The sequence below is a fragment of the Kitasatospora sp. NPDC059462 genome (assembly GCF_042749955.1).
GTDB lineage: Bacteria > Actinomycetota > Actinomycetes > Streptomycetales > Streptomycetaceae > Kitasatospora.
On the sequence record NZ_JBHYUU010000037.1, the window covers coordinates 35203 to 52705 of the forward strand.

14 protein-coding genes are annotated in these 17503 nt (G+C 75.1%); 3 read left to right on the forward strand and 11 right to left on the reverse strand.

What is annotated here, in order from left to right:
* Positions 1–38: 38 nt before the first annotated feature.
* Positions 39–1991 carry a BTAD domain-containing putative transcriptional regulator gene (locus tag ACFXAM_RS12820; RefSeq protein WP_380290345.1) on the reverse strand — a complete coding sequence of 651 codons (1953 nt, stop codon included), beginning with the start codon at positions 1989–1991 and terminating at the stop codon, positions 39–41.
* A 258-nt stretch (positions 1992–2249) separates the two neighbouring features.
* Between ACFXAM_RS12820 and ACFXAM_RS12825 the strand changes: the two genes are divergently transcribed.
* Genes ACFXAM_RS12825 through ACFXAM_RS12835 form a run of 3 tightly spaced genes read left to right on the forward strand, consistent with a single transcriptional unit; the run spans position 2250 to position 4343 of the window.
* Positions 2250–2657, forward strand: a complete 408-nt coding sequence (locus ACFXAM_RS12825; RefSeq protein ID WP_380290347.1) for a hypothetical protein — start codon at positions 2250–2252, stop codon at positions 2655–2657.
* A gap of 10 nt (positions 2658–2667) precedes the next feature.
* Positions 2668–3207 carry a hypothetical protein gene (locus tag ACFXAM_RS12830; RefSeq protein WP_380290349.1) on the forward strand — a complete coding sequence of 180 codons (540 nt, stop codon included), beginning with the start codon at positions 2668–2670 and terminating at the stop codon, positions 3205–3207.
* Positions 3204–4343: an MAB_1171c family putative transporter gene (locus tag ACFXAM_RS12835; RefSeq protein ID WP_380290351.1), complete on the forward strand. Its 1140-nt coding sequence runs from the start codon at positions 3204–3206 to the stop codon at positions 4341–4343. The genes ACFXAM_RS12830 and ACFXAM_RS12835 overlap by 4 nt, the downstream gene beginning before the upstream one ends.
* A gap of 14 nt (positions 4344–4357) precedes the next feature.
* Here the strand turns inward: ACFXAM_RS12835 and ACFXAM_RS12840 are convergent, their stop codons facing one another.
* The 10 genes from ACFXAM_RS12840 to ACFXAM_RS12885 form a co-directional block, all read right to left on the reverse strand.
* Complete coding sequence (locus ACFXAM_RS12840; protein WP_380290353.1) at positions 4358–5032, reverse strand: class I SAM-dependent methyltransferase; 675 nt, start codon at positions 5030–5032, stop codon at positions 4358–4360.
* A gap of 150 nt (positions 5033–5182) precedes the next feature.
* Entirely contained in the window at positions 5183–6433 is a 1251-nt protein-coding gene (locus ACFXAM_RS12845) for a cytochrome P450 (protein WP_380290355.1), read from the reverse strand.
* Positions 6433–6723, reverse strand: coding sequence for an acyl carrier protein (locus ACFXAM_RS12850; RefSeq protein ID WP_380290357.1), 291 nt, complete (start codon positions 6721–6723; stop codon positions 6433–6435). The genes ACFXAM_RS12845 and ACFXAM_RS12850 overlap by 1 nt, the downstream gene beginning before the upstream one ends.
* 69 nt (positions 6724–6792) lie before the next feature.
* On the reverse strand, positions 6793–8529 hold the full coding sequence (locus tag ACFXAM_RS12855) for an acyl-CoA dehydrogenase (protein WP_380290359.1): 1737 nt from the start codon (positions 8527–8529) through the stop codon (positions 6793–6795).
* The gene (locus ACFXAM_RS12860) at positions 8526–10298 is read right to left on the reverse strand and encodes an acyl-CoA dehydrogenase family protein (RefSeq protein ID WP_380290361.1); all 1773 of its coding nucleotides are present in this window, start codon (positions 10296–10298) and stop codon (positions 8526–8528) included. Before ACFXAM_RS12860 ends, ACFXAM_RS12855 begins: the two co-directional genes overlap by 4 nt.
* Positions 10295–12145: a fatty acyl-AMP ligase gene (locus tag ACFXAM_RS12865; RefSeq protein ID WP_380290363.1), complete on the reverse strand. Its 1851-nt coding sequence runs from the start codon at positions 12143–12145 to the stop codon at positions 10295–10297. Before ACFXAM_RS12865 ends, ACFXAM_RS12860 begins: the two co-directional genes overlap by 4 nt.
* Before the next feature lie 49 nt (positions 12146–12194).
* The gene (locus tag ACFXAM_RS12870; RefSeq protein WP_380290365.1) at positions 12195–13592 is read right to left on the reverse strand and encodes a condensation domain-containing protein; all 1398 of its coding nucleotides are present in this window, start codon (positions 13590–13592) and stop codon (positions 12195–12197) included.
* Positions 13592–14392, reverse strand: coding sequence for a thioesterase II family protein (locus ACFXAM_RS12875; protein WP_380290367.1), 801 nt, complete (start codon positions 14390–14392; stop codon positions 13592–13594). The genes ACFXAM_RS12870 and ACFXAM_RS12875 overlap by 1 nt, the downstream gene beginning before the upstream one ends.
* Positions 14393–14490: 98 nt before the next feature.
* Complete coding sequence (locus tag ACFXAM_RS12880; RefSeq protein ID WP_380290369.1) at positions 14491–15855, reverse strand: MFS transporter; 1365 nt, start codon at positions 15853–15855, stop codon at positions 14491–14493.
* Positions 15852–17384 carry an amino acid adenylation domain-containing protein gene (locus ACFXAM_RS12885; RefSeq protein ID WP_380290371.1) on the reverse strand — a complete coding sequence of 511 codons (1533 nt, stop codon included), beginning with the start codon at positions 17382–17384 and terminating at the stop codon, positions 15852–15854. Before ACFXAM_RS12885 ends, ACFXAM_RS12880 begins: the two co-directional genes overlap by 4 nt.
* Between the last annotated feature and the right edge of the window lie 119 nt (positions 17385–17503).

Sequence of the window (17503 nt, forward strand, 5' to 3'; positions counted from 1 at the left end):
CCTATACGACCGGATGGCCCCGGTGCCCGCCGCGCGCGTCAGCGCGTGCTGCCGGTGCGGCCGAGGGCCAGCGGCGGGCGGACGGCGCCCTTGGGGGTGAGCCGGGTGGTCCGGGGGGCCTGCACGAACGAGCGGACCTGGACGGGCAGGCGCACCACCGGGGCCGGCTCGGGGGCGGGTTCGGCGGCCAGCAGGTGCACCAGCTCGTGGAAGCGGTACCGCAGCCGCTCCTCGCGGTCGGCTCCGGCCACGTCCATCAGCGACGCGTCGACCAGGCCCTCCATCATCCGTTCGGCGGCCCCGGCCGGCACCGCCAGGGCGGTCGCGGCCTCCGCGGCGGAGAAGGAGCCCCGCCGGACCCGGGCGAGGCGGCGCAGGAAGGCCTGGCTGTCCGGGGCCAGCCGCCGCACCGACAGCAGCAGGCTCTGCCGCACGTCGAGGTCGCCCAGGCGCAGTTCGTCGAGCCGGGCGGTGCGGTCCGCAAGCCGCCGGGCCAGCCGGGTGGCGGAGCCCCGGGGGCGGGCGGCGTACCGGGCGCCCGCGATCCGCAGGGCCAGCGGCAGACCGGCGCAGTGGGTGACGAGGTCGTCGAGGTCGGCCGGGGACTCGGCGGCCCGGCCGGCGCCCAGGACGGCGGAGAGCAGCAGGCGTGCGTCGTCATCGTCCAGCGGTCCCAGCGGCAGGGTGTGCTCCCGGGGGACCCCGGCCAGCACGGTGCGGCCGGTGATCAGCAGGGTGGGTCCCGGGGTGCTCGGCAGCAGAGGTTCCAGCTGGCGGTCGCCGACGGCGTTGTCGAGCAGGATCAGCATGCGCTTGTCGTAGGTGGCGGCGCGGTAGCGCCGGACCAGGTCGTCCAGGTCCTCCCCGGGCGGGCCGGGCCGCTCGCCCAGGGCGCGCAGCAGGCCGGTGAGGACCTCCCGGGGGTCCTTGGGCTCGCCGTCGGCCCGGCACAGGGTGACGTGCAGGCGGCCGTCGGGGAAGGACTCCCGCAGGTGGTGCACCGCGTGCAGGGCGAGGGCGGTCTTGCCGACGCCGCCCATGCCGGCCACCAGGAACCGGCGCGGCCCGCCGGGTCCCCCGGCGCCGGGCGCGGGCCGCAGCAGGGCGCACAGCCGCTCGAACTCCCGCCGGCGGCCGACGAAGTCGGGGAGGTCCGGGGGCAGGGTGACCGGCGCGCCGGGGAACGGGAGCGGCTCGGGCACCGGGGAGGCCTCGGGGTCGGGGAGCGGCACGCCCGCGTCGAGGCTGCCCGTCAGCACCGCCTGGTAGGTGTCGGTGAGGACCGCCGAGGGGTCGATGCCCAGTTCCTCGGAGAGGACCTGGCGGCCCTCGTGGAACACGGCCAGCGCGTCGCTCTGCCGCCCGCACTGGTACAGGGCGGTCATCAGCTGCGCCCTCAGCCGTTCCCGGACCGGGAACTCGGCCACCAGTCCGGTGAGTTCGGCGATGAGGCCGTGGTGGGCGCCGAGCGCCAGGTCGGCCTCGATGCGTTGCTCCAGGGTGGCCGCCCTGGTCTCCTCCAGCTGCGGCCCGTAGGCCTGGGTGAGGTGGGGGGTGACGTTCGCCAGGGCGGTACCGCTCCACAGGCCGAGCGCGTCGCGCAGCAGTTCGGCGGCGTCGGCGTGGCGCCCGTCCTGGAGGGCGACGGCGCCGAGCCGGGCCAGCCGTTCGAACTCGGTGACGTCGACCCGGGAGCCGCGGACGTCCAGCAGGTAGCCGGGCTGGCGGCGGACGAGCTCGACCTCCGGGCCGAGTCGTTTGCGCAGCCGCGAGATGTAGGTGTAGATCTGCGCGCTCACCGTCTTGGGCGGGTCCCAGCCCCACAGCAGTTCGGTCAGCCGCTCGTCGGACACGACCTTGCCCCGGGCCAGCAGCAGCGCCGCCAGCAGGGTGTTCTCCTTGGTGCCCAGGATCTCGATCGGCCCGGTACACCGGCCGGCCTCGACCGGGCCGAGCAGTCGGAACTCCATGTCGCCCCCATGCGCTGTCATGTGCGGCTCTCCGCACTGCCCTATGGAGCTGTCACCCGCCCTGAGAACATCTTCGACCCCACGCTTCTCTCATTGGCGGAATGGCCAAGATATTGGCAGCTGACGGTTTGCATGGTCAAGTAGTCTGGGAGCGCCCGGAACAAGGCCGAGCCGGGGATCCGGTTCAAGGGCGGGCGGACGGCGATCCGGCCGGGAGGTGCGGACACGGTGGTGGACGAAAGGGAAGGCGGGCGGTCGCTCGCCGAGAGGCTGAATGCGTTGTTCGCGCGCACACGGCGGACCGACGCGCACGGCCGGCAGTGGGAGTACTCGACGGCGCAGGTGGCCAAGGCGGTCACCGACGACCCGTCGCACCCGGCGACGCTGTCGCGCAGCTACCTGGCGATGCTGCGCAACGGCTCGCACACGAACCCCACGCTGAGCGTGCTGGAAGGGCTCGCCAAGTTCTTCGACGACCACCGCGAGCCGGGGGCCCCGCGGGTCACGGTGCAGTGGCTGGTCGCCGAGTCCTCGGCCGAGGACGAGCTGCTGCAGCGCGGGCTCGCGAGCCACCAGGTGCGGGCGATCGCCATGCGGGCCGGGGCGATGACGCCCGCGATGCGGGAACAGTTGCTAAAGATGATGGCAAGTCTCGACCAGGCTGGAGCGGCGGACCCCGCGGTGTGAGCATGGACGCGTGTCTGTACGCGAACGCGATCTCCGCCGCTCCTGCAAGCGTCTCCTGCGCAAGCTGGAGATCCAGCCCCCGTTGCGGGTCGACGAGCTGTGCCGACGGCTGGGCGAGTACCGGGGCAAGCCGATCCGGCTGATCCCGTGGCCGCTGCCGGTCCCCGGACCGTTCGGGGTCTGGATGTCGCGGGACGACGACGACTGCATCTTCTACCAGCAGGAGACCACCAGGGTCCACCAGGACCACATCATCCTGCACGAGATCGGCCACCTGCTCGCGGATCACCAGGACGACGGGACCGGGGCCGGGGCCGCGGCCGCGGCCGCGGCCTTCCCCGACCTCGGCCCGGAGTACCCCTGGGAGCACCGGCGCCGGGGCTTCCTGCGGACCTGCTACGACGAGGACAACGAGCGCGAGGCCGAACTGGTCGCCACGATCCTCCAGGAGTGGGCCGTGGTCACCGGCGACCTCGCGCCCCGCGGTCCGCAGGCCACGGCGCCCGGGGTGCTGCGCTCCGCCCTCGGCTCCCGCTGGGGGCGGACGTGATCCTCCGGGAACCCGCCACCGTCGTACTGGTCGCCGGATCGGTGTGGAAGGCGGTCGACCTGGCGCGCGCACCGTTCGACCGCGCGCTGCGCGTCCTGGTGGCCTCGCTGCTCCTGCTGACCGCCGGTGAGCTCCTCGGCTTCCCGGCGGTGCTGAGCGCCACCGACGCGGTCACCGCCGCCGGCGTCGGCGAACTCGCCTCCGGCGCGGCCTCCATGGCGGGACTGGCGGCGCTGACCGTCTTCTTCGTCTCCTCGCTGCGCGGCGGGTACCGGGAGAACCGGGCCCGGATGCGGTTCGAGGCGGCACTGCTCGGCGCCGTGGTGGCCGCCCTGGCGCTGTGCACCCTCGCCACCCCCGAGGCCCTGCGCGGCCACCCGCCGGGCACCCCCGGGGCGGCGCGGACCTCCCTCGCGGCCTTCGCCGTGATCGGCAACGGCTACCTGCTGTACGCCTGCCTGGCCTCGGCGCTGTGGGCGGGGCGCTACGCCCGCCCGGCCGGGCGGCACCTGGCGCTCGGCCTGCGCACGGTGACGCTCGGGCTCGGCGTGGTCGCGCTCGCCTCGGCGGCGCGGATGGTCCGGGCGGGCCTGCGGACCGGCGGACCGGGGCCGCACCCCGCGTTCGACACCGGCGGCTGGTCGCCGGACGACTGGGGGACGGGCCTGGTGCTGGCCGGCCTCTGCTACGCGGCCGGCGCCCAACTGGTTGCCTACGTCCGCTCGGTGCTGCACCACCGCCGGATGTACGAGGGGCTCGCCCCGCTGTGGACCGTCCTCGCCGACGCCTACCCCGAACTCGTCCTGACCCGGGAGCCGGAGCGCACCCGCTTCGGCCGGCTGGGGCTGCGCCACACCCACGCCCGGTTCTACCGCCGCCTCATCGAGTGCCGTGACGCGCTGGTGCGGCTGAGCCCCTACCTGGCGCGCGTCGCCCCCGCCGACGACCTCGCCGGCGGGCCCGCCGACCGCCTCGCCCGCCACATCGCCGAGGCCCTCGCCCTGAAGCCGGCCGTCGAGGACCCCAACGCCGCGCTGTCCGCCACCCGGGTGGCGTTCCCCTCGGCGAGCGGGCTCGGCGCCGACGCCCGGGAGCTCGTCGCCGTCTCCCAGGCCTACGCGAACCGCGCCCGCTGACGGTGCCCCGGCCGTCAGCGGCGGCCGGGGAGCGGCTGGAGGAGCGCGAAGTAGGCGAAGGACGGGCCGCTCAGCGCCTCCACCCGCAGCCCGGCGCGGGCCGCGTGCGCGGCCAGGGCGGGCACCCGCAGCTGGTGCCGGTGGAAGCACTCGCCCACGACCAGCCGGCCGCCCGGCTTGAGCACCCGCCGCAGCTCGGCCAGCGTCCCCGTCGGGGCCGGGAGCTCGCCGAGCACCGTGACCAGGTAGGCGGCGTCGAAGACCGCGTCGCCGAACGGCAGGTGGTGGACGTCGGCCAGGCACGGCACGATGGTGCCGATGCCGCTGCCCGCCGCCCTGCGCACGACCCGGTCCAGCGCCCGGTGCCGCACGTCGACGATGTCCAGCCGCCCCTCCCGGCCCAACTGCGGGGCGACGTGCAGGGCCTGGCGCCCCGAACCGGGGCCGATCTCCAGCAGCCGCTCGCCCGCCCGGGCCCGCAGCAGGCCGTCCAGCCGGCGCAGCGACAGCAGCGGCAGCGGCCGGTCGAAGCGCCCGCGCCGCACGTAGGGGGCGGGCGCGGCGGCGGCCGGCCACCGGGCGGCGGCGCCGGCCAGGGCCGCGGCCGAGACCACCGCCGCCGTGCCCGCCACGACCCGCCCGACGGTGCTACGGCGCCGGGACGGGGTGGCGGGCGGAACGGCTGTCACGGGGATCTCTCCTGCTCTGCGCGGGCGGGTCGGCGGCGTACCCCCCACGATTCCCGAATCGCGGGGCGCGGTCGCTCCCCCTGGTGCCCGTTCTCGCCCTGGTACTGGCTACAGCCCCCGTGCCCGGGGCCCCCGCCCCGGGACCGGTCGTCACCCGCGCACGGGCGTGAAGCGGACCGGCAGTTCGGTCATGCCCCGCAGGGCGATGCCGCCGCGCCAGCCCAGCTCCTCGACCGGCACGTCGAGCGCCAGGTCCGGGCAGCGCTCCAGCAGTGACCGGACCACCACCGCCCCCTCCAGCCGCGCCAGCGGCGCGCCGAGGCAGTAGTGCACCCCGTGCCCGAACGCCAGGTGCCCGTTGGTGTTCCTGGTGATGTCGAAGCGGTCCGGGTCCTGGTACCGGTTCGGGTCCCGGTCGGCCGCCGCCAGGGCCACCAGCACGGGGCTGCCGTCGGCGGGGATCACCGTGTCGCCGACCCGCACCTCCTCGGCGGCGAAGCGGACGCTGGCGGTCTTCAACGGGCCCTGGTAGCGCAGCGACTCGGCGATGGCGCCGTCGATCAGCGACCAGTCCGCGCGCAGCGCCGCCAGCTGGTCCGGGTGCCGCAGCAGCGACAGCACCGCGTTGCCGATCATGTTGAGGGTGGTCTCGTGGCCGGCCAGGAGCAGCAGCAGGGTCGTCGCGTGCAGCTCCTCCTCGGACAGCCGGTCGCCGTCGTCGTCCTGGACCTGGATCAGCGCGCTCAGCACATCGCTGCCGGGGGACTCCCGCTTGGCGGCGACCAGCTCCCGGAGGTAGGCGTGGAAGCGCTGGGCGGCCTCGGCGGCGGCCGGGCTCCGGTCGTTCACCACCAGGTAACCCGACCAGCGGCGGAACTGCTCCTGGTCCGGCACCGGGACGCCGAGCAGCTCGCAGATCACCGCCATCGACAGCGGGTAGGCCAGCGCGTCCAGCAGGTCGGCGCGCCCCTGCGGCAGCATCGCGTCGAGCAGTTCGTCGGTGGTCCGCTGGATCGTCGGGCGCAGCAGCTCGATCCGGCGCGGCGTGAAGGCCCGCGAGACCAGGTTCCGCAGCCGGGTGTGGTCCGGCGGGTCGGCGGACAGCATGTGCCGGCCGACCTTGGGCCGCGAACCGCCCTCGCTGCCGTCGCCCATCACCTCCTTGCGCAGCGCGGGGTCGGCCGCCGACCAGTCCTTGCGGAACCGGGGGTCGGCGAGCGCGGCGCGGGCCTCGGGGTAGCTGACGATCAGCCACGCCTCGCTGCCGTCGAACAGCCGCACCCGGTGGGCCGGTCCGCGCTCGCGCAGCTCGGCGAAGACCGGGTAGGGGTCGGTGAGCATGCGCGGACCGAAGGAGGCCAGGTCCAGCGGCCCGGTGGTCACGGCGGTGTCGAGGGCCATCAGATCTCCCGCGCCTTCTCGCTCAGGATCCCGTGCACGTAGCCGGTGATGCCGTTGACGGTGGGGTGGTCCCACACCAGGGTCGACTTGATGTCGATGTCGTACTCGTCCTCGATGTCCCCGCACAGGGTGAGCGCGAAGATCGAGTCCAGGCCGTACTGGATCAGGGGGACGTCCGGGTCGATGTCGCTCTCCGGACACTCCAGGAAGGAGACCACGTGGTGGATCAGCAGCGCGCGGATCTCCTCCGGGGTGGGGCAGTCGACGGCTTCCTCGACGGGGGCGGTCATGATCGGGTTCCTCTCTCGGGATTCCGGGTGGTGGGGAGGGCGGTGGCGCGGTGGTGCGGTGGCGCCGGTTCAGCAGAGCCGGCGGCCGATCAGGTCGAAGCCGGTGTTGGCCGCGTACCGGGCGGTGAGCTCCGCGAAGACCTTGTGGCCGGCCTCCCGCGCGCCGTCGACGGGGTCGTACCCCAGCCGCGCGGTGAGCCGGTCGAGGGCGCAGACCAGCCACGCCGGGTCGCGGACGAACGCGCTGGGGTGGTCCTGGTTGTGCTGCCACACGCCCACGCAGGCGGCGGCCGCCAGCAGGACGGCGTAGCGCTCCGCGAGCTCGAAGGCGACCGGCCCGGCGAACGGCGTCCGGTTGCGCGGCGGCAGCCCGGTCCAGCCGTTCTTCTGGGCCCGCAGCTCCTCCAGCAGCCGTCCGTGCAGCACCCGCAGCGCCGGGTCGCCCGAGAGGTCGGCCGCCGGCAGGGTCGCGATCAGCCGGTCGTCCGGCCCGGCGCCGGCCGCCAGCCGGCCGAAGTCCAGCTCGGGCAGCGGCTCGCCGAACCGGAACAGGACCGGGTCCGGCGCGGCGGAGGAGAACCAGCTCTTGCGGGCCAGCCTCGGCAGCTGCGGGATCATCGTCGCCTGGCAGATGGTGGCCCCGGAGTGGGCCAGCGCCGCGACCGGCAGGTCCCGCAGGTGCTTCTGGAACACCGCGTGCGGGCCCTCGCGCAGGAACGACCGGGCGCTGAGCAGCACCGCCAGGCCGTCGGCCGCGTTCTGCGCGAGCATCGGGACCAGGTACTTGGCGGCCGCCGCGTAGACGCTGGTCTGGCCGGGCAGCACGTGCAGCGAGCGGCACACCGTGGTCGCCAGGCTGTCGCAGACCAGCAGATCGGTGAAGGCGGCGGTCAGCTGCGCCCTGGCGTGGGGCAGTTCGGCCACCGTGCGGTCGTACAGCCGGCGCCGCAGGGTGAAGTCGGTGACCGTGCGCAGCATGGTGTCCAGCGCGCCGACCATCGCACTGCTCGCCACCGACTTGGTGACCTGGAAGCAGCGCAGCACCGTCTCCATGGCGTCGCCGATCTCGCCGACCACCGCCGAGGCGGGCACGGGGCACTCCAGGAACTCCACCCCGCCCAGGTGGGTGGCGCGCATGCCGGAGGTGCGGAAGCGGGGCAGGAAGCGCAGCCGGTCGCGCGGCACCGCGGCCGGGTCCACCAGCAGCAGCGAGTGGCTGCGGTTGCCGGGCTCGGTGCTGGTCCTGGCCAGGACGGTGATCGCGTGCGCCCGGGCGATGTTGTTGATCACCTCCTTGCGGCCGTCGAGCACCAGCTCGGCGCCGCGCGGGGTGGCCGTCAGCCGGGTGCGGGCGAGGTCGTCGCCGTGGGCGAGTTCGGTGATCGCACCGGCGGTCTGGCCGTTGCCCAGCAGGACGTCGGCCAGCCACCGGCGCTGCGCCTGGTCACCGGCCGCCCAGACGGTGGAGGAGGCGATCAGGTTGATCGCGCCGAACCCCAGGCCCAGGGCGCCGTCCCGGCGGAACACCGTGCGCAGCACCCGGGCGAGCCGGTCGGCCTGCACGAGCCGGCCGCCGAGCGCCGTCGGCACGAACTCCGCGCCGATCCCGTAGGCCTCCATGGCCTTGCGGCCGGCGGGCAGGAAGTCGCCGTGCTCGTCGGCGTCGACGAACGCCTGGTAGCCGACCGGGTTGCCGGGGTCGGTCGGGTCGCCGAGCAGCAGCTCCAGCGGGTCCGGGGTCTCCAGGTCGCCGAGCGGGCCCGCCGGTGCGGGCCGGGCCGGGGAGGCGGTGTCGAGGGCGGTCATACGGCGGCTCCGGTGAGCTGGTAGGGCAGCAGCGAGGGCAGCCGCCCGGCGGTGAACTGGTCGACGAGCGGCTCCACCAGCCGGTCGACGGCCTGCTCCGGGTCCTGTCCGCCGTCGGCGGCGAGGTACGCGGTGCGGACCGGGCGCAGCGAGCGCAGCAGCCGCACCAGGCAGCCCTCCAGCCACAGCCCGGAGTCCCAGAGCCCGTGGCCCGCCAGGGCGAGGTCCGACTCCCGGTTGCGGAGCCACAGGTGCACCGCCGCGGCGGCGGCGAGGCAGCGGGCGTAGCGCTCGGCGAGCTCGAACGCCTCGGCGGGGGCCCCCGCCGGCACGGGCCGGTACGCGGTGATCCGGCCGATCAGCTCGTCGGCGGCGCCGGCCACGTCGGCCGCGCACGCGGCGAGCGAGGCGGGGACGGTGCCGGCGTCGGCGAGGGCGCGCAGCTCCTCGACCGCCGCGGGCAGCGCCCGCAGCAGCCCGCAGCCGTCGCGGGGCAGCAGGTCCAGCCGGCCCGGGTCGAACGCGGGCAGCGGTTCGGTGAGGGTGGTCGCCGTCCGCAGCCCGGCGCCGGGCGCGGCGCCGCGCCGGTGGCCGCGGGCGATCAGCGGGAAAAGGTTGACCAGCGCGTGCAGGTTGATCACCGAGTTGCCGTCGAAGATCCCGACGATCCGGTGGTCGCGCAGCACCTTCTGGAAGCGGCCGTCGGCGAAGGTGTCGCCGCGCAGCAGCGAACGGGTGCCGATCAGCCGGGCGAGCCGGCCGAGGGCCTGGTCCACCAGCGTGGGGACCAGGTACTTCGTCGCCGCCGAGACGAGCGCGAGCTCCTCGGTGAGCGCGTGGATGGACCGGCCGGCCACCAGGGTCAGCGCCTCCGCCGCGAGCAGGTCCGCGTAGGACTGCGCGAGCAGCCGGCGCGACTGCGGCAGGTCGATCAGCCGCCGCCCGTGGTTCAGCCGGGTCAGCGCGTAGCCGGTGGCCATGCCGAGGGCCTGGTCGCCCGCGCCGAGCGACAGCGACGCGCACAGGGTGCGGGTCAGCTGGAGGCTCTTGAGCACCGTCTCGATGCCGTCGCCCTCGGCGCCGACCAGCGCCGTCCCCGGCACCTCGGCCCCGGAGAACACGACGCCGCTGATGTCCGCGCCGCGGATCCCGTGCAGCCGCGCCGCCGGGAGCGGGCGGTACTGCGCCGGGCCGAGCCGGCGCTTGTCGACCAGCAGGACGCTGAAGCCGCGCGGGCCGCCCTCCGGGGAGGTCCGGGCGAGCACGCTGACCAGGTCGCCCCGGGTGGCGTTGTTGATCAGCCACTTCTCCCCGGAGATCCGGTAGCCGCCCGGGACGCGCTCGGCCCGGACCTCCCCGGCCAGCAGGTCGCTGCCGTGCTCGCGTTCGGTCAGGCCCCAGGAGACCACGGTGCCCCGGGCGACGTCGGCGCCGAGCGCCGCGGCCTGCTCCGGGCTGCCCCCGACCCAGACCGAGACCGCGCCGAGGAAGGTCTTGGCGTGGGCGACGGCGACCGTGAGGTCGCGCCGGGCCAGGGCGCGGACCAGCTGCACCGCCTCCGGGAAGCTGTCCAGCGCCCCGCCGTACCCGGCGGGCACGTACTGGGCGGGCAGACCCAGGACGTCGAGCTCGCGGCAGATCTCCAGCGGGAACTCCTCCCGCTCGTCCAGCTCGGCGCACCGCGGGTAGGAGAACAGCCGCCCGGCGTCGTGCGGGTCGCCCAGCAGCCGGTCGAACGCGGCCGCCACGGTGGTGTCCGGCGCCCTCACGCGGCACCCCCCGCCACGGCCGCCGCCCGGTAGCGCCGCCCGACCGGCCGGCTCAGCTCCTCGTGGACGGGCTTCAGCCCGCCGCTCAGGAACAGCTCCCGCATCAGGGAGCGCTGCACCTTGCCGCTGGTGGTGCGGTGCACGTGCCCCGGGCGCAGCAGCACCACGCTGGGCAGCCGCACCCCGAGCGAGCCCGCCAGCTCCTCCTGGATCCGGCGCGCCAGCTCGCCCGGGTCGACCTCCTCGCCGCGCGGGATGCGCAGCTCCTGCATCACCACGAGGTCCTCCTGGTCCGTGGGGACCGAGCAGACGCTGCCCGACAGACCCCGGAAGGCCGGGTGCATCGCGGCGACCTCGCGCTCGATGTCGTGCGGGTAGAGGTTGCGGCCGTGGATGATGAGCATGTCCTTGATCCGGCCGGTCACGTAGAGCTCGCCGTCCTCGAAGGCCCCGAGGTCGCCGGTGCGCAGGAATCCGGCCTCCCCCTCGGCGGTGACGGCCCCGAAGGCCCGCGCGGACTCCTCCGGGTTGTTCCAGTAGCCCGGTGACACGCTCTCGCCGCGCACCCAGATCTCGCCGACCGCGCCCTCGGGCAGGGTGACCCGGCTCTCCGGGTGCACGATCCGCACGTCCATCCAGTCGGCCCGGCCGCTGCTCACCAGCGGCAGCCGGTCCGCCTCCGCCGGGGCGTGCGTGCCGTCCGGGCCCTGCGTGCCGTCCGGGCCGTGCGTGGCGTCCGGGCCGTCGGCGTCGTCGGCACCGGCGGCGCCGCTTCCCGCGCGGACCAGGAGGTGCCGTTCGAGGGCCGCCCGGTCCGCCTCGATGACCGGCGCCCGCCGGCCGCGCGGCGTGGCGGTGATCAGCAGCGTCGCCTCGGCCATGCCGAAGCAGGGCGCGACGGCGTCCGGCCGGAGCCCCGAGACCGCGAAGCGCTCGTTGAAGCGGGCCAGCGTACCGGGGTTGATCGGCTCCGCGCCGTTCACCGCCGTCCGCAGGCTGGAGAGGTCCAGCGCCGCCGCCTTCTCCGCCGTCACCTGCCGCGCGCACAGCTCGTAGGCGAAGTTCGGGGCCGCCGTGTTGGTCACCCGGTGCTCGTCGATCAGCTGCAGCCACAGGTACGGCCGGCGCAGGAAGTCGCCGGGCGACAGCAGCACCGTACCGGTCCCCAGGAACAGCGGGGCCAGCAGCATCCCGACCAGGCCCATGTCGTGGTAGAGCGGCAGCCAGCTGCAGGAGGTGATCGACTCGTCGAGGCCGAACGTCCGCTCCATGTACCGGATGTTGTCGGCCAGCGAGCGGTGGGTCACCACGACGCCCTTGGGGTCGCTGGTGGAGCCCGAGGTGTACTGGAGGAAGGCCGGGGTGTCGGCGCCGATCCACGGCTGCGGCCCGGCGGCGTCCGCGTCCGGCTCGAAGGTGTCGGTGGCGACGCAGTCGAGCTCCGGCGCGCCCGCCTCCGCGACGGCCTCGACGACGTCCGCCAGCGACCGGCTGTCGGTCAGCACCACGGCGGGCCCGGCGTTGCGCAGGATCGCGGCCGTGCGCGGCCCCCGGCGCCCGTTGTTCACCGGCAGCGGCGCCGGCACCGCCACCAGGCCGGCGTACATGCAGCCGACCAGCGCCTCGACGAAGTCCAGCCCGGTGGGGTACAGCAGCAGGACCCGGTCACCCTCGGCGCACCGGGTGCGCAGCCGGGCCGCGACCGAGCGCGCCCGGCGGTCCAGCTCGGCGAAGCCCAGCGTCAGAGTCGTCCGGCTGGACCCGCTGACCTGCACGAAGCTGACCGCGTCCCGCTCCGGCCGGTCCTGTGCGTACCGCCTGAGCCGGTCGACCAGGTAGTCGCCCATCCCGCAATTCCTTTCTCCATGGTTGCCGCGGACCCGGTACGGGAGCGGTTCACCTCGTCGTCGTGAGGCCGGCGAGACCGGCCGGCCGTCCCGTGCCCACCGGGTGCCACAGCGGTGCCGTGGCGACCCGGGCGTCCGGGGTGCGGGCCGCCAGCTCGACCGCGCGCAGATAGTGACCGGCCAGCCGCTCGACCGTCGCCCGCTCGTACAGCCGGGTGTCGTAGCGGAAGTCGACCGCGAACGCCTCGGCGCTCTGCAGCACGTCGACCGCCAGGTCGACCTGCCCCTCCTGCTGGGGCAGGTGCCAGGGGCTCAGCAGCAGCCCGGAGCACCGGGTGACCCGGTCCTCGTCCCCGGTGTCCAGCAGCGGGCGCAGCCCGGCCGCGGCATGGGCGGTGGACAGCATGTTGAAGGTGATCTGGAACAGCGCCGACCGCCCGGCGGCCCGCCGGCTGCGCGACTCGCGGGCGACCAGCGGGAACGGGTAGCGCCCCGCGTCCATGCCGCCGCGGATCTGCTCGTTGGCGGCGACGGCGGTGTCCCGGAACGTCGCCCCGTCGGCGAACGCCGCCTTCAGCACGATGGTGTTCATGAAGTTGCCGACCACCTCGCGCATCCGGCTGCTCAGCCGGGTGGTGACCGGGGCACCGATCAGGAACTCGCGCTGCCGGGTGGAGCGGTGCAGCACCACCTGGAAGGCGGCCAGCAGGAAGGCGTACGGCGTGACCCCCCACTCGGCGGCCGCCGACAGCGCCGGCCCCGCCAGCTCGGGCGGCACGGTCACCCGCAGGGTGTCACCGGCGAAGGACTGGCTGTCCGGCCGCCGGTGGTCGGCGGGCAGCTCGGCCGCCGGGACCTCGGCGCAGACCTCGCGCCAGTGGCCGCCCATCGCCGTGCCGCGGGCCGAGGCGAGCAGCCGGCGCTCCTTGTCGACGTGGTCGTGGTAGCGGCCCGCCGGCGGCGGTCCGGCCGGGGCCGGGTGCTCGTACCCCTTGAGCAGATCGCCCAGCAGCAGCGCGTTGGACGCCGCGTCGGTGGCGATGTGGTGCCCCGCGACCAGCAGCACCGCGTCGGCGGGCCCCCGGGTCAGCAGGACGAACCGGAACGGCGCGCCCGACTCCGGCACGAACGGCCGGCCGAGCTCCTCGCGGACCGCCGCCCGCAGCGCCGGGTCGTCCGCGCCGGGCAGCTCGCGCACCGTCAGCACCGGCTCGCCCAGCGGTTCCTCGATCCGCACCGGCCGGCCGCCGACCACGTCGAAGCGCGAGCGCAGCATCGTGTGCCGCTCGCCCAGCGCCGCGACGGCGTGCCGCAGCCGGGCGAGGTCGACCGCCGAGCGGATCCGCACGGCGAGCCCGGTGTTGTACGCCCCGCTGTGCGGCGCCAGCCGGTACAGGAACCACTGCGCTTCCTGGGTGTGCGAGAGGGGGAGGACCTGCTGCGCCATCACGCGCCCCCCGCCCGCACCGGCGACCCGGCGGCCCGGACCGCCCGGGCCAGCCGCAGATCGTCCCTGAGGTGGCCCACCAGGTGCCGCAGCAGCGCGGCGGTGTGCGCCTCCAGGTAGAAGTGCCCGCCGGGGAAGGCCCGGTACTCGAACCGGCCGCTGGTCAGCTCCGACCAGGCGCGGACCGTCCCGGGCGGGCAGTCCCGGTCCTGGTCGCCGTTGTAGGCCACCACCGGGCAGCGGACCTTGGCCGGCTCCGGCGCATAGGTCTCGACGGCCCGGAAGTCCGCCCGCAGCGCCGGCAGCGTCAGGGTCAGCAGCTCCGGATCGGCCATCGCGTCGGCCGAGGACAGCCCGAGCCGGCGCACCGCCGCGACCAGCGTCGCGTCGTCCTCCAGGTGCAGCCGGCTCGGCTCCCTGCGGTGCGGCGCCGGCTGGCCCGACAGGAACAGCCGCACCGGCTGGACCCCGTGGAGCTCGTCGAGCCGGCGGGCGACCTCGTAGGCCAGCGCCGCGCCCATGCTGTGCCCGAAGAAGGCCACCGGGGTGTCCAGCAGGGGGGCCAGCGCCTGCGCGGCCTCGTCGGCGAGCGCCGTCATGGACTCCACCGGCCGCTCGTGGATGCGGCTCTGGCGCCCCGGGTAGCAGGCCGCCCGGAGCTCGATGTCCTCCGGCAGGTGCGCCGCCCAGCCGTGGAAGAACGTCGGTACGCCGCCCGCGTGCGGAAAGCACACCAGCCGCAGAGCGGGACGGGCCGCGGCGCCGTACCCCTGAAACCACTTGCCGCCCGTTTGCGTCATGGGGATCCCTCCGGGACAACCGGTCGAAGGACGAGATGAATGCACTGAACGATGATGCGAAGAATGCCTATACATCAGCTATATGAGTCATATGCGGATCAATCCACATCCTTCTCGGTGCGCGCGGTCCGGCTGAAGCCGACCACGGCGGCGAGGGCCGCGACCGCCGCCCACAGCAGCATCGAGGTCCGGGTCGTCCCGATCGCGTCGAGCAGGTAGCCGCAGCCCAGCGCACCGAGGGAGTTGAAGCCCGCGCCGAGGAACCGCGCGGTGCCGTTGACCCGGCCCTGCATCTCGTCCGGCGTGTTCTGCACCTGGAACACCCAGGCGGCCACGTTCAGGATCCCGGAGGCGAAGCTCAGACCGCCCAGGACCAGCGCCAGCGCCACCGGCCGGTGGAGCAGCGCCACGAACGGCATCAGGACCACCCACAGCGTCGTCACGATCACCAGCACGGTGTGCAGCCGGTAGCGCCGCGACAGGTGCGGCTCGACGAGCGAGCCGGCGATCCCGCCGATCCCGCGGGCGGCCGCCACGATCCCGAAGTCGGCCGGTGAACCGCCGTTGCGCTGGATGATCACCATCACGGTCAGCGCGAGCACCTGGAAGATCAGATTGCTGCCGGCGAAGAACCCGACCAGGAACCGGGCGAACTTCCGCCGCCACAGCCAGCTGACCCCGTCCCTGATGTCCGTGTACAGCCGCCGGCCGGACCGCTCGCCCACCACCGCCCGGAGGTCGCGCCTCAGTCGCGCCAGCATGCCCAGCGCCAGCAGGTTCGCCGCCGCCATGAAGCCGAACGGCAGCCAGTGGGCGGCCGACAGCAGCAGACCGCTGGCCGGCTGGCCGAGCAGACCGATGGCCGAACCGCGCGCCTCGTTGCGCGACATCGCGGTCGGCAACTGCTCGGTGGAGACGACGCTGCGCACCGCGGCGCGCTCCGCGAGGTCGTAGAAGGTGGCCAGGCTCATCTCCACGAACGCGGCCAGCATCAGGTGCGGCAGCCACACCTCGTCCCGGGCGACGGCGACCGCGACACTGGCCACCGTCAGGAGCCCGATGACGTCACACCAGAGCATCACCCGACGGCGGTCCCAGCGGTCCACGAAGGCGCCGGCCGGCAGCTGGACGACCAGGTTCGGCAGCGCCGCCGCGAAGCCCACCAGCCCGGCGTGGGCCGCCGACCCCGTGTGGTAGAGCGCCAGCAGCGGGAAGGCCACCATGGCGATGCAGGAGCCGAACCGGGAGATGCCCGCGCTCAGCCAGAGCCGGGTGAAGTCCCGGTTGCGGTGCAGCGGCGGATGGTCGGAGGGCGGGGCCTGCCGGGCGTCCGCGGGGTCGGGGGCGTCCGCGGCGGCGCGGGCGTCGGGGGTGTCCGGGGTGTCCGGGGTGTCGGGGGCGTTCTGGGCGTCGGGGGTCTCGGCGGTGCCTGCGGTGCCCGCGGTGCCCGCGGCAGGGCTCATCGGGCGCGTCCCGCGGGCCGGCGGGACGCCCGGGCCGGCGCCGGGAGCGCCTGGAGGTCGACCTTCCCGCTGATGCTGAGCGGAATCCGGGCGATCGCCAGGAAGGTGCTCGGGATCATGTAGTCCGGCAGGCTCACGGCCAGGTGCGCCCGCAGCGCGGCCACCTCCGGCGCCCGGTCCACGGGCACCAGGTAGGCGACCAGACGGAGGTCGCCCTCGCTCGGCTCCCACACCGTGACGACGGCGTCGCGGACCCCGGGGTGATCGATCAACCTGGCCTGGATCTCGCCCAGTTCGATCCGGTAGCCGCTGATCTTGACCTGGGTGTCGATCCGCCCGAGGAAGACCAGCGCGCCGCCGGGCCCGCGCCGCACCAGATCACCCGTGCGGTACATCCGGGCCCCCGGCTCGCCCCATGGATCGGGGACGAAGCGCTCCGCGGTGAGATCCGGCCGGTTGGCGTAGCCACGGGCCAACCCGTCCCCGGCGATACAGAGTTCGCCGGTCCCGCCGTCACCCGCCGCGCGGCCCGCGCCGTCCAGCACGTGCAGCCGGGTGTTGGCCAGCGGGCCGCCGAGGAGCACCTCCGCCGGCCGCTGCGGAACCTCCCAGAACGAGGACCAGACGGTCGTCTCCGTCGGGCCGTACACATTGGTCAACCGGCGCACCCTGCGCCGCAGTTCACCGGCCAGCGCGACCGGCAGGGCCTCCCCGCCGACCAGCGCGTGGACATCCGGCCGGTCGAACCCGGCGGCCAGCAGCAGCCGCCAGCCCGAGGGCGTGGCCTGCACGTGGCTGACGCCCCGGTCGGCGACCAGCCGCAGCAGCGCCGCGGGATTGCGCGCCTCCGCGTCCGGCGCCAGCACCACCCGGCCGCCGTCCAGCAGCGCCGAGTAGAGCTCCAGCGCCGAGATGTCGAAGGAGACCGAGGTGGCCGCGAGCCAGGTGCCCGCCGGGCCGGCCCCCACGTCCTCGGTGACCGAGCGCACCACGTTCAGCAGCGAACGATGGGTGACCATCACGCCCTTGGGAGTGCCGGTCGAACCCGAGGTGTAGATCACATACGCCAACTGCTCGGGGTCCGAGGCCCGTTCCGGCCGGGAGCTGTCGTCCGACTCCACGGCCGGACCGTCCTCCCCGAGTTCGAGCACCGCCCCGGCGAAGCCCGCCGGCACCCGCCCGGCGGCGTCGGCCCGGCAGATCAGTACCGCCGCCCCGCTGTCCGCCAGCATGAACTCCAGCCGCCCGGCGGGCAGCCCCAGGTCGAGCGGGAGGTACGCCGCGCCCGCCTTCCACACCCCGAGCAGCGCCGGAAGCAACTCCGGGCCGCGCGGCAGCAGCACCCCGACCGGCCGGTCCGGCCGCACGCCCAGGGCGATCAGCCTCCGGGCGATCCGGTTCGCCTGCCGGTCCAGCTCGCCGTAGCTCAGCCGGGCCCCCTCGGCGACGACCGCGACCGCCTCCGGCGCGGCATCGACCTGCGCCTCGATCAACTCGACCACACGACCGACGGCTATCGCCGTGTTCATAGTCTTCCCTTCCACTCGTCGGCTCTGATCGGTACGGGCCGGGGGGGGGGCGGGCGGGGGGGGGGCGGCCCCCCCCCCCGGGGGCCGGCGCCGGCCCCCCGGGCCCCGGGGCGGGCCCC

Excerpts from the sequence above, each read along its gene's own strand:
- ACFXAM_RS12820 (WP_380290345.1), bottom strand. The coding sequence starts at position 1,991 with ATGACAGCGCATGGGGGCGACATGGAGTTCCGACTGCTCGGCCCGGTC.
- ACFXAM_RS12845 (WP_380290355.1), bottom strand. The coding sequence starts at position 6,433 with ATGGCCCTCGACACCGCCGTGACCACCGGGCCGCTGGACCTGGCCTCC.
- ACFXAM_RS12850 (WP_380290357.1), bottom strand. The coding sequence starts at position 6,723 with ATGACCGCCCCCGTCGAGGAAGCCGTCGACTGCCCCACCCCGGAGGAG.
- ACFXAM_RS12855 (WP_380290359.1), bottom strand. The coding sequence starts at position 8,529 with ATGACCGCCCTCGACACCGCCTCCCCGGCCCGGCCCGCACCGGCGGGC.
- ACFXAM_RS12865 (WP_380290363.1), bottom strand. The coding sequence starts at position 12,145 with ATGGGCGACTACCTGGTCGACCGGCTCAGGCGGTACGCACAGGACCGG.
- ACFXAM_RS12870 (WP_380290365.1), bottom strand. The coding sequence starts at position 13,592 with ATGGCGCAGCAGGTCCTCCCCCTCTCGCACACCCAGGAAGCGCAGTGG.
- ACFXAM_RS12875 (WP_380290367.1), bottom strand. The coding sequence starts at position 14,392 with ATGACGCAAACGGGCGGCAAGTGGTTTCAGGGGTACGGCGCCGCGGCC.
- ACFXAM_RS12880 (WP_380290369.1), bottom strand. The coding sequence starts at position 15,855 with ATGAGCCCTGCCGCGGGCACCGCGGGCACCGCAGGCACCGCCGAGACC.
- ACFXAM_RS12885 (WP_380290371.1), bottom strand. The coding sequence starts at position 17,384 with ATGAACACGGCGATAGCCGTCGGTCGTGTGGTCGAGTTGATCGAGGCG.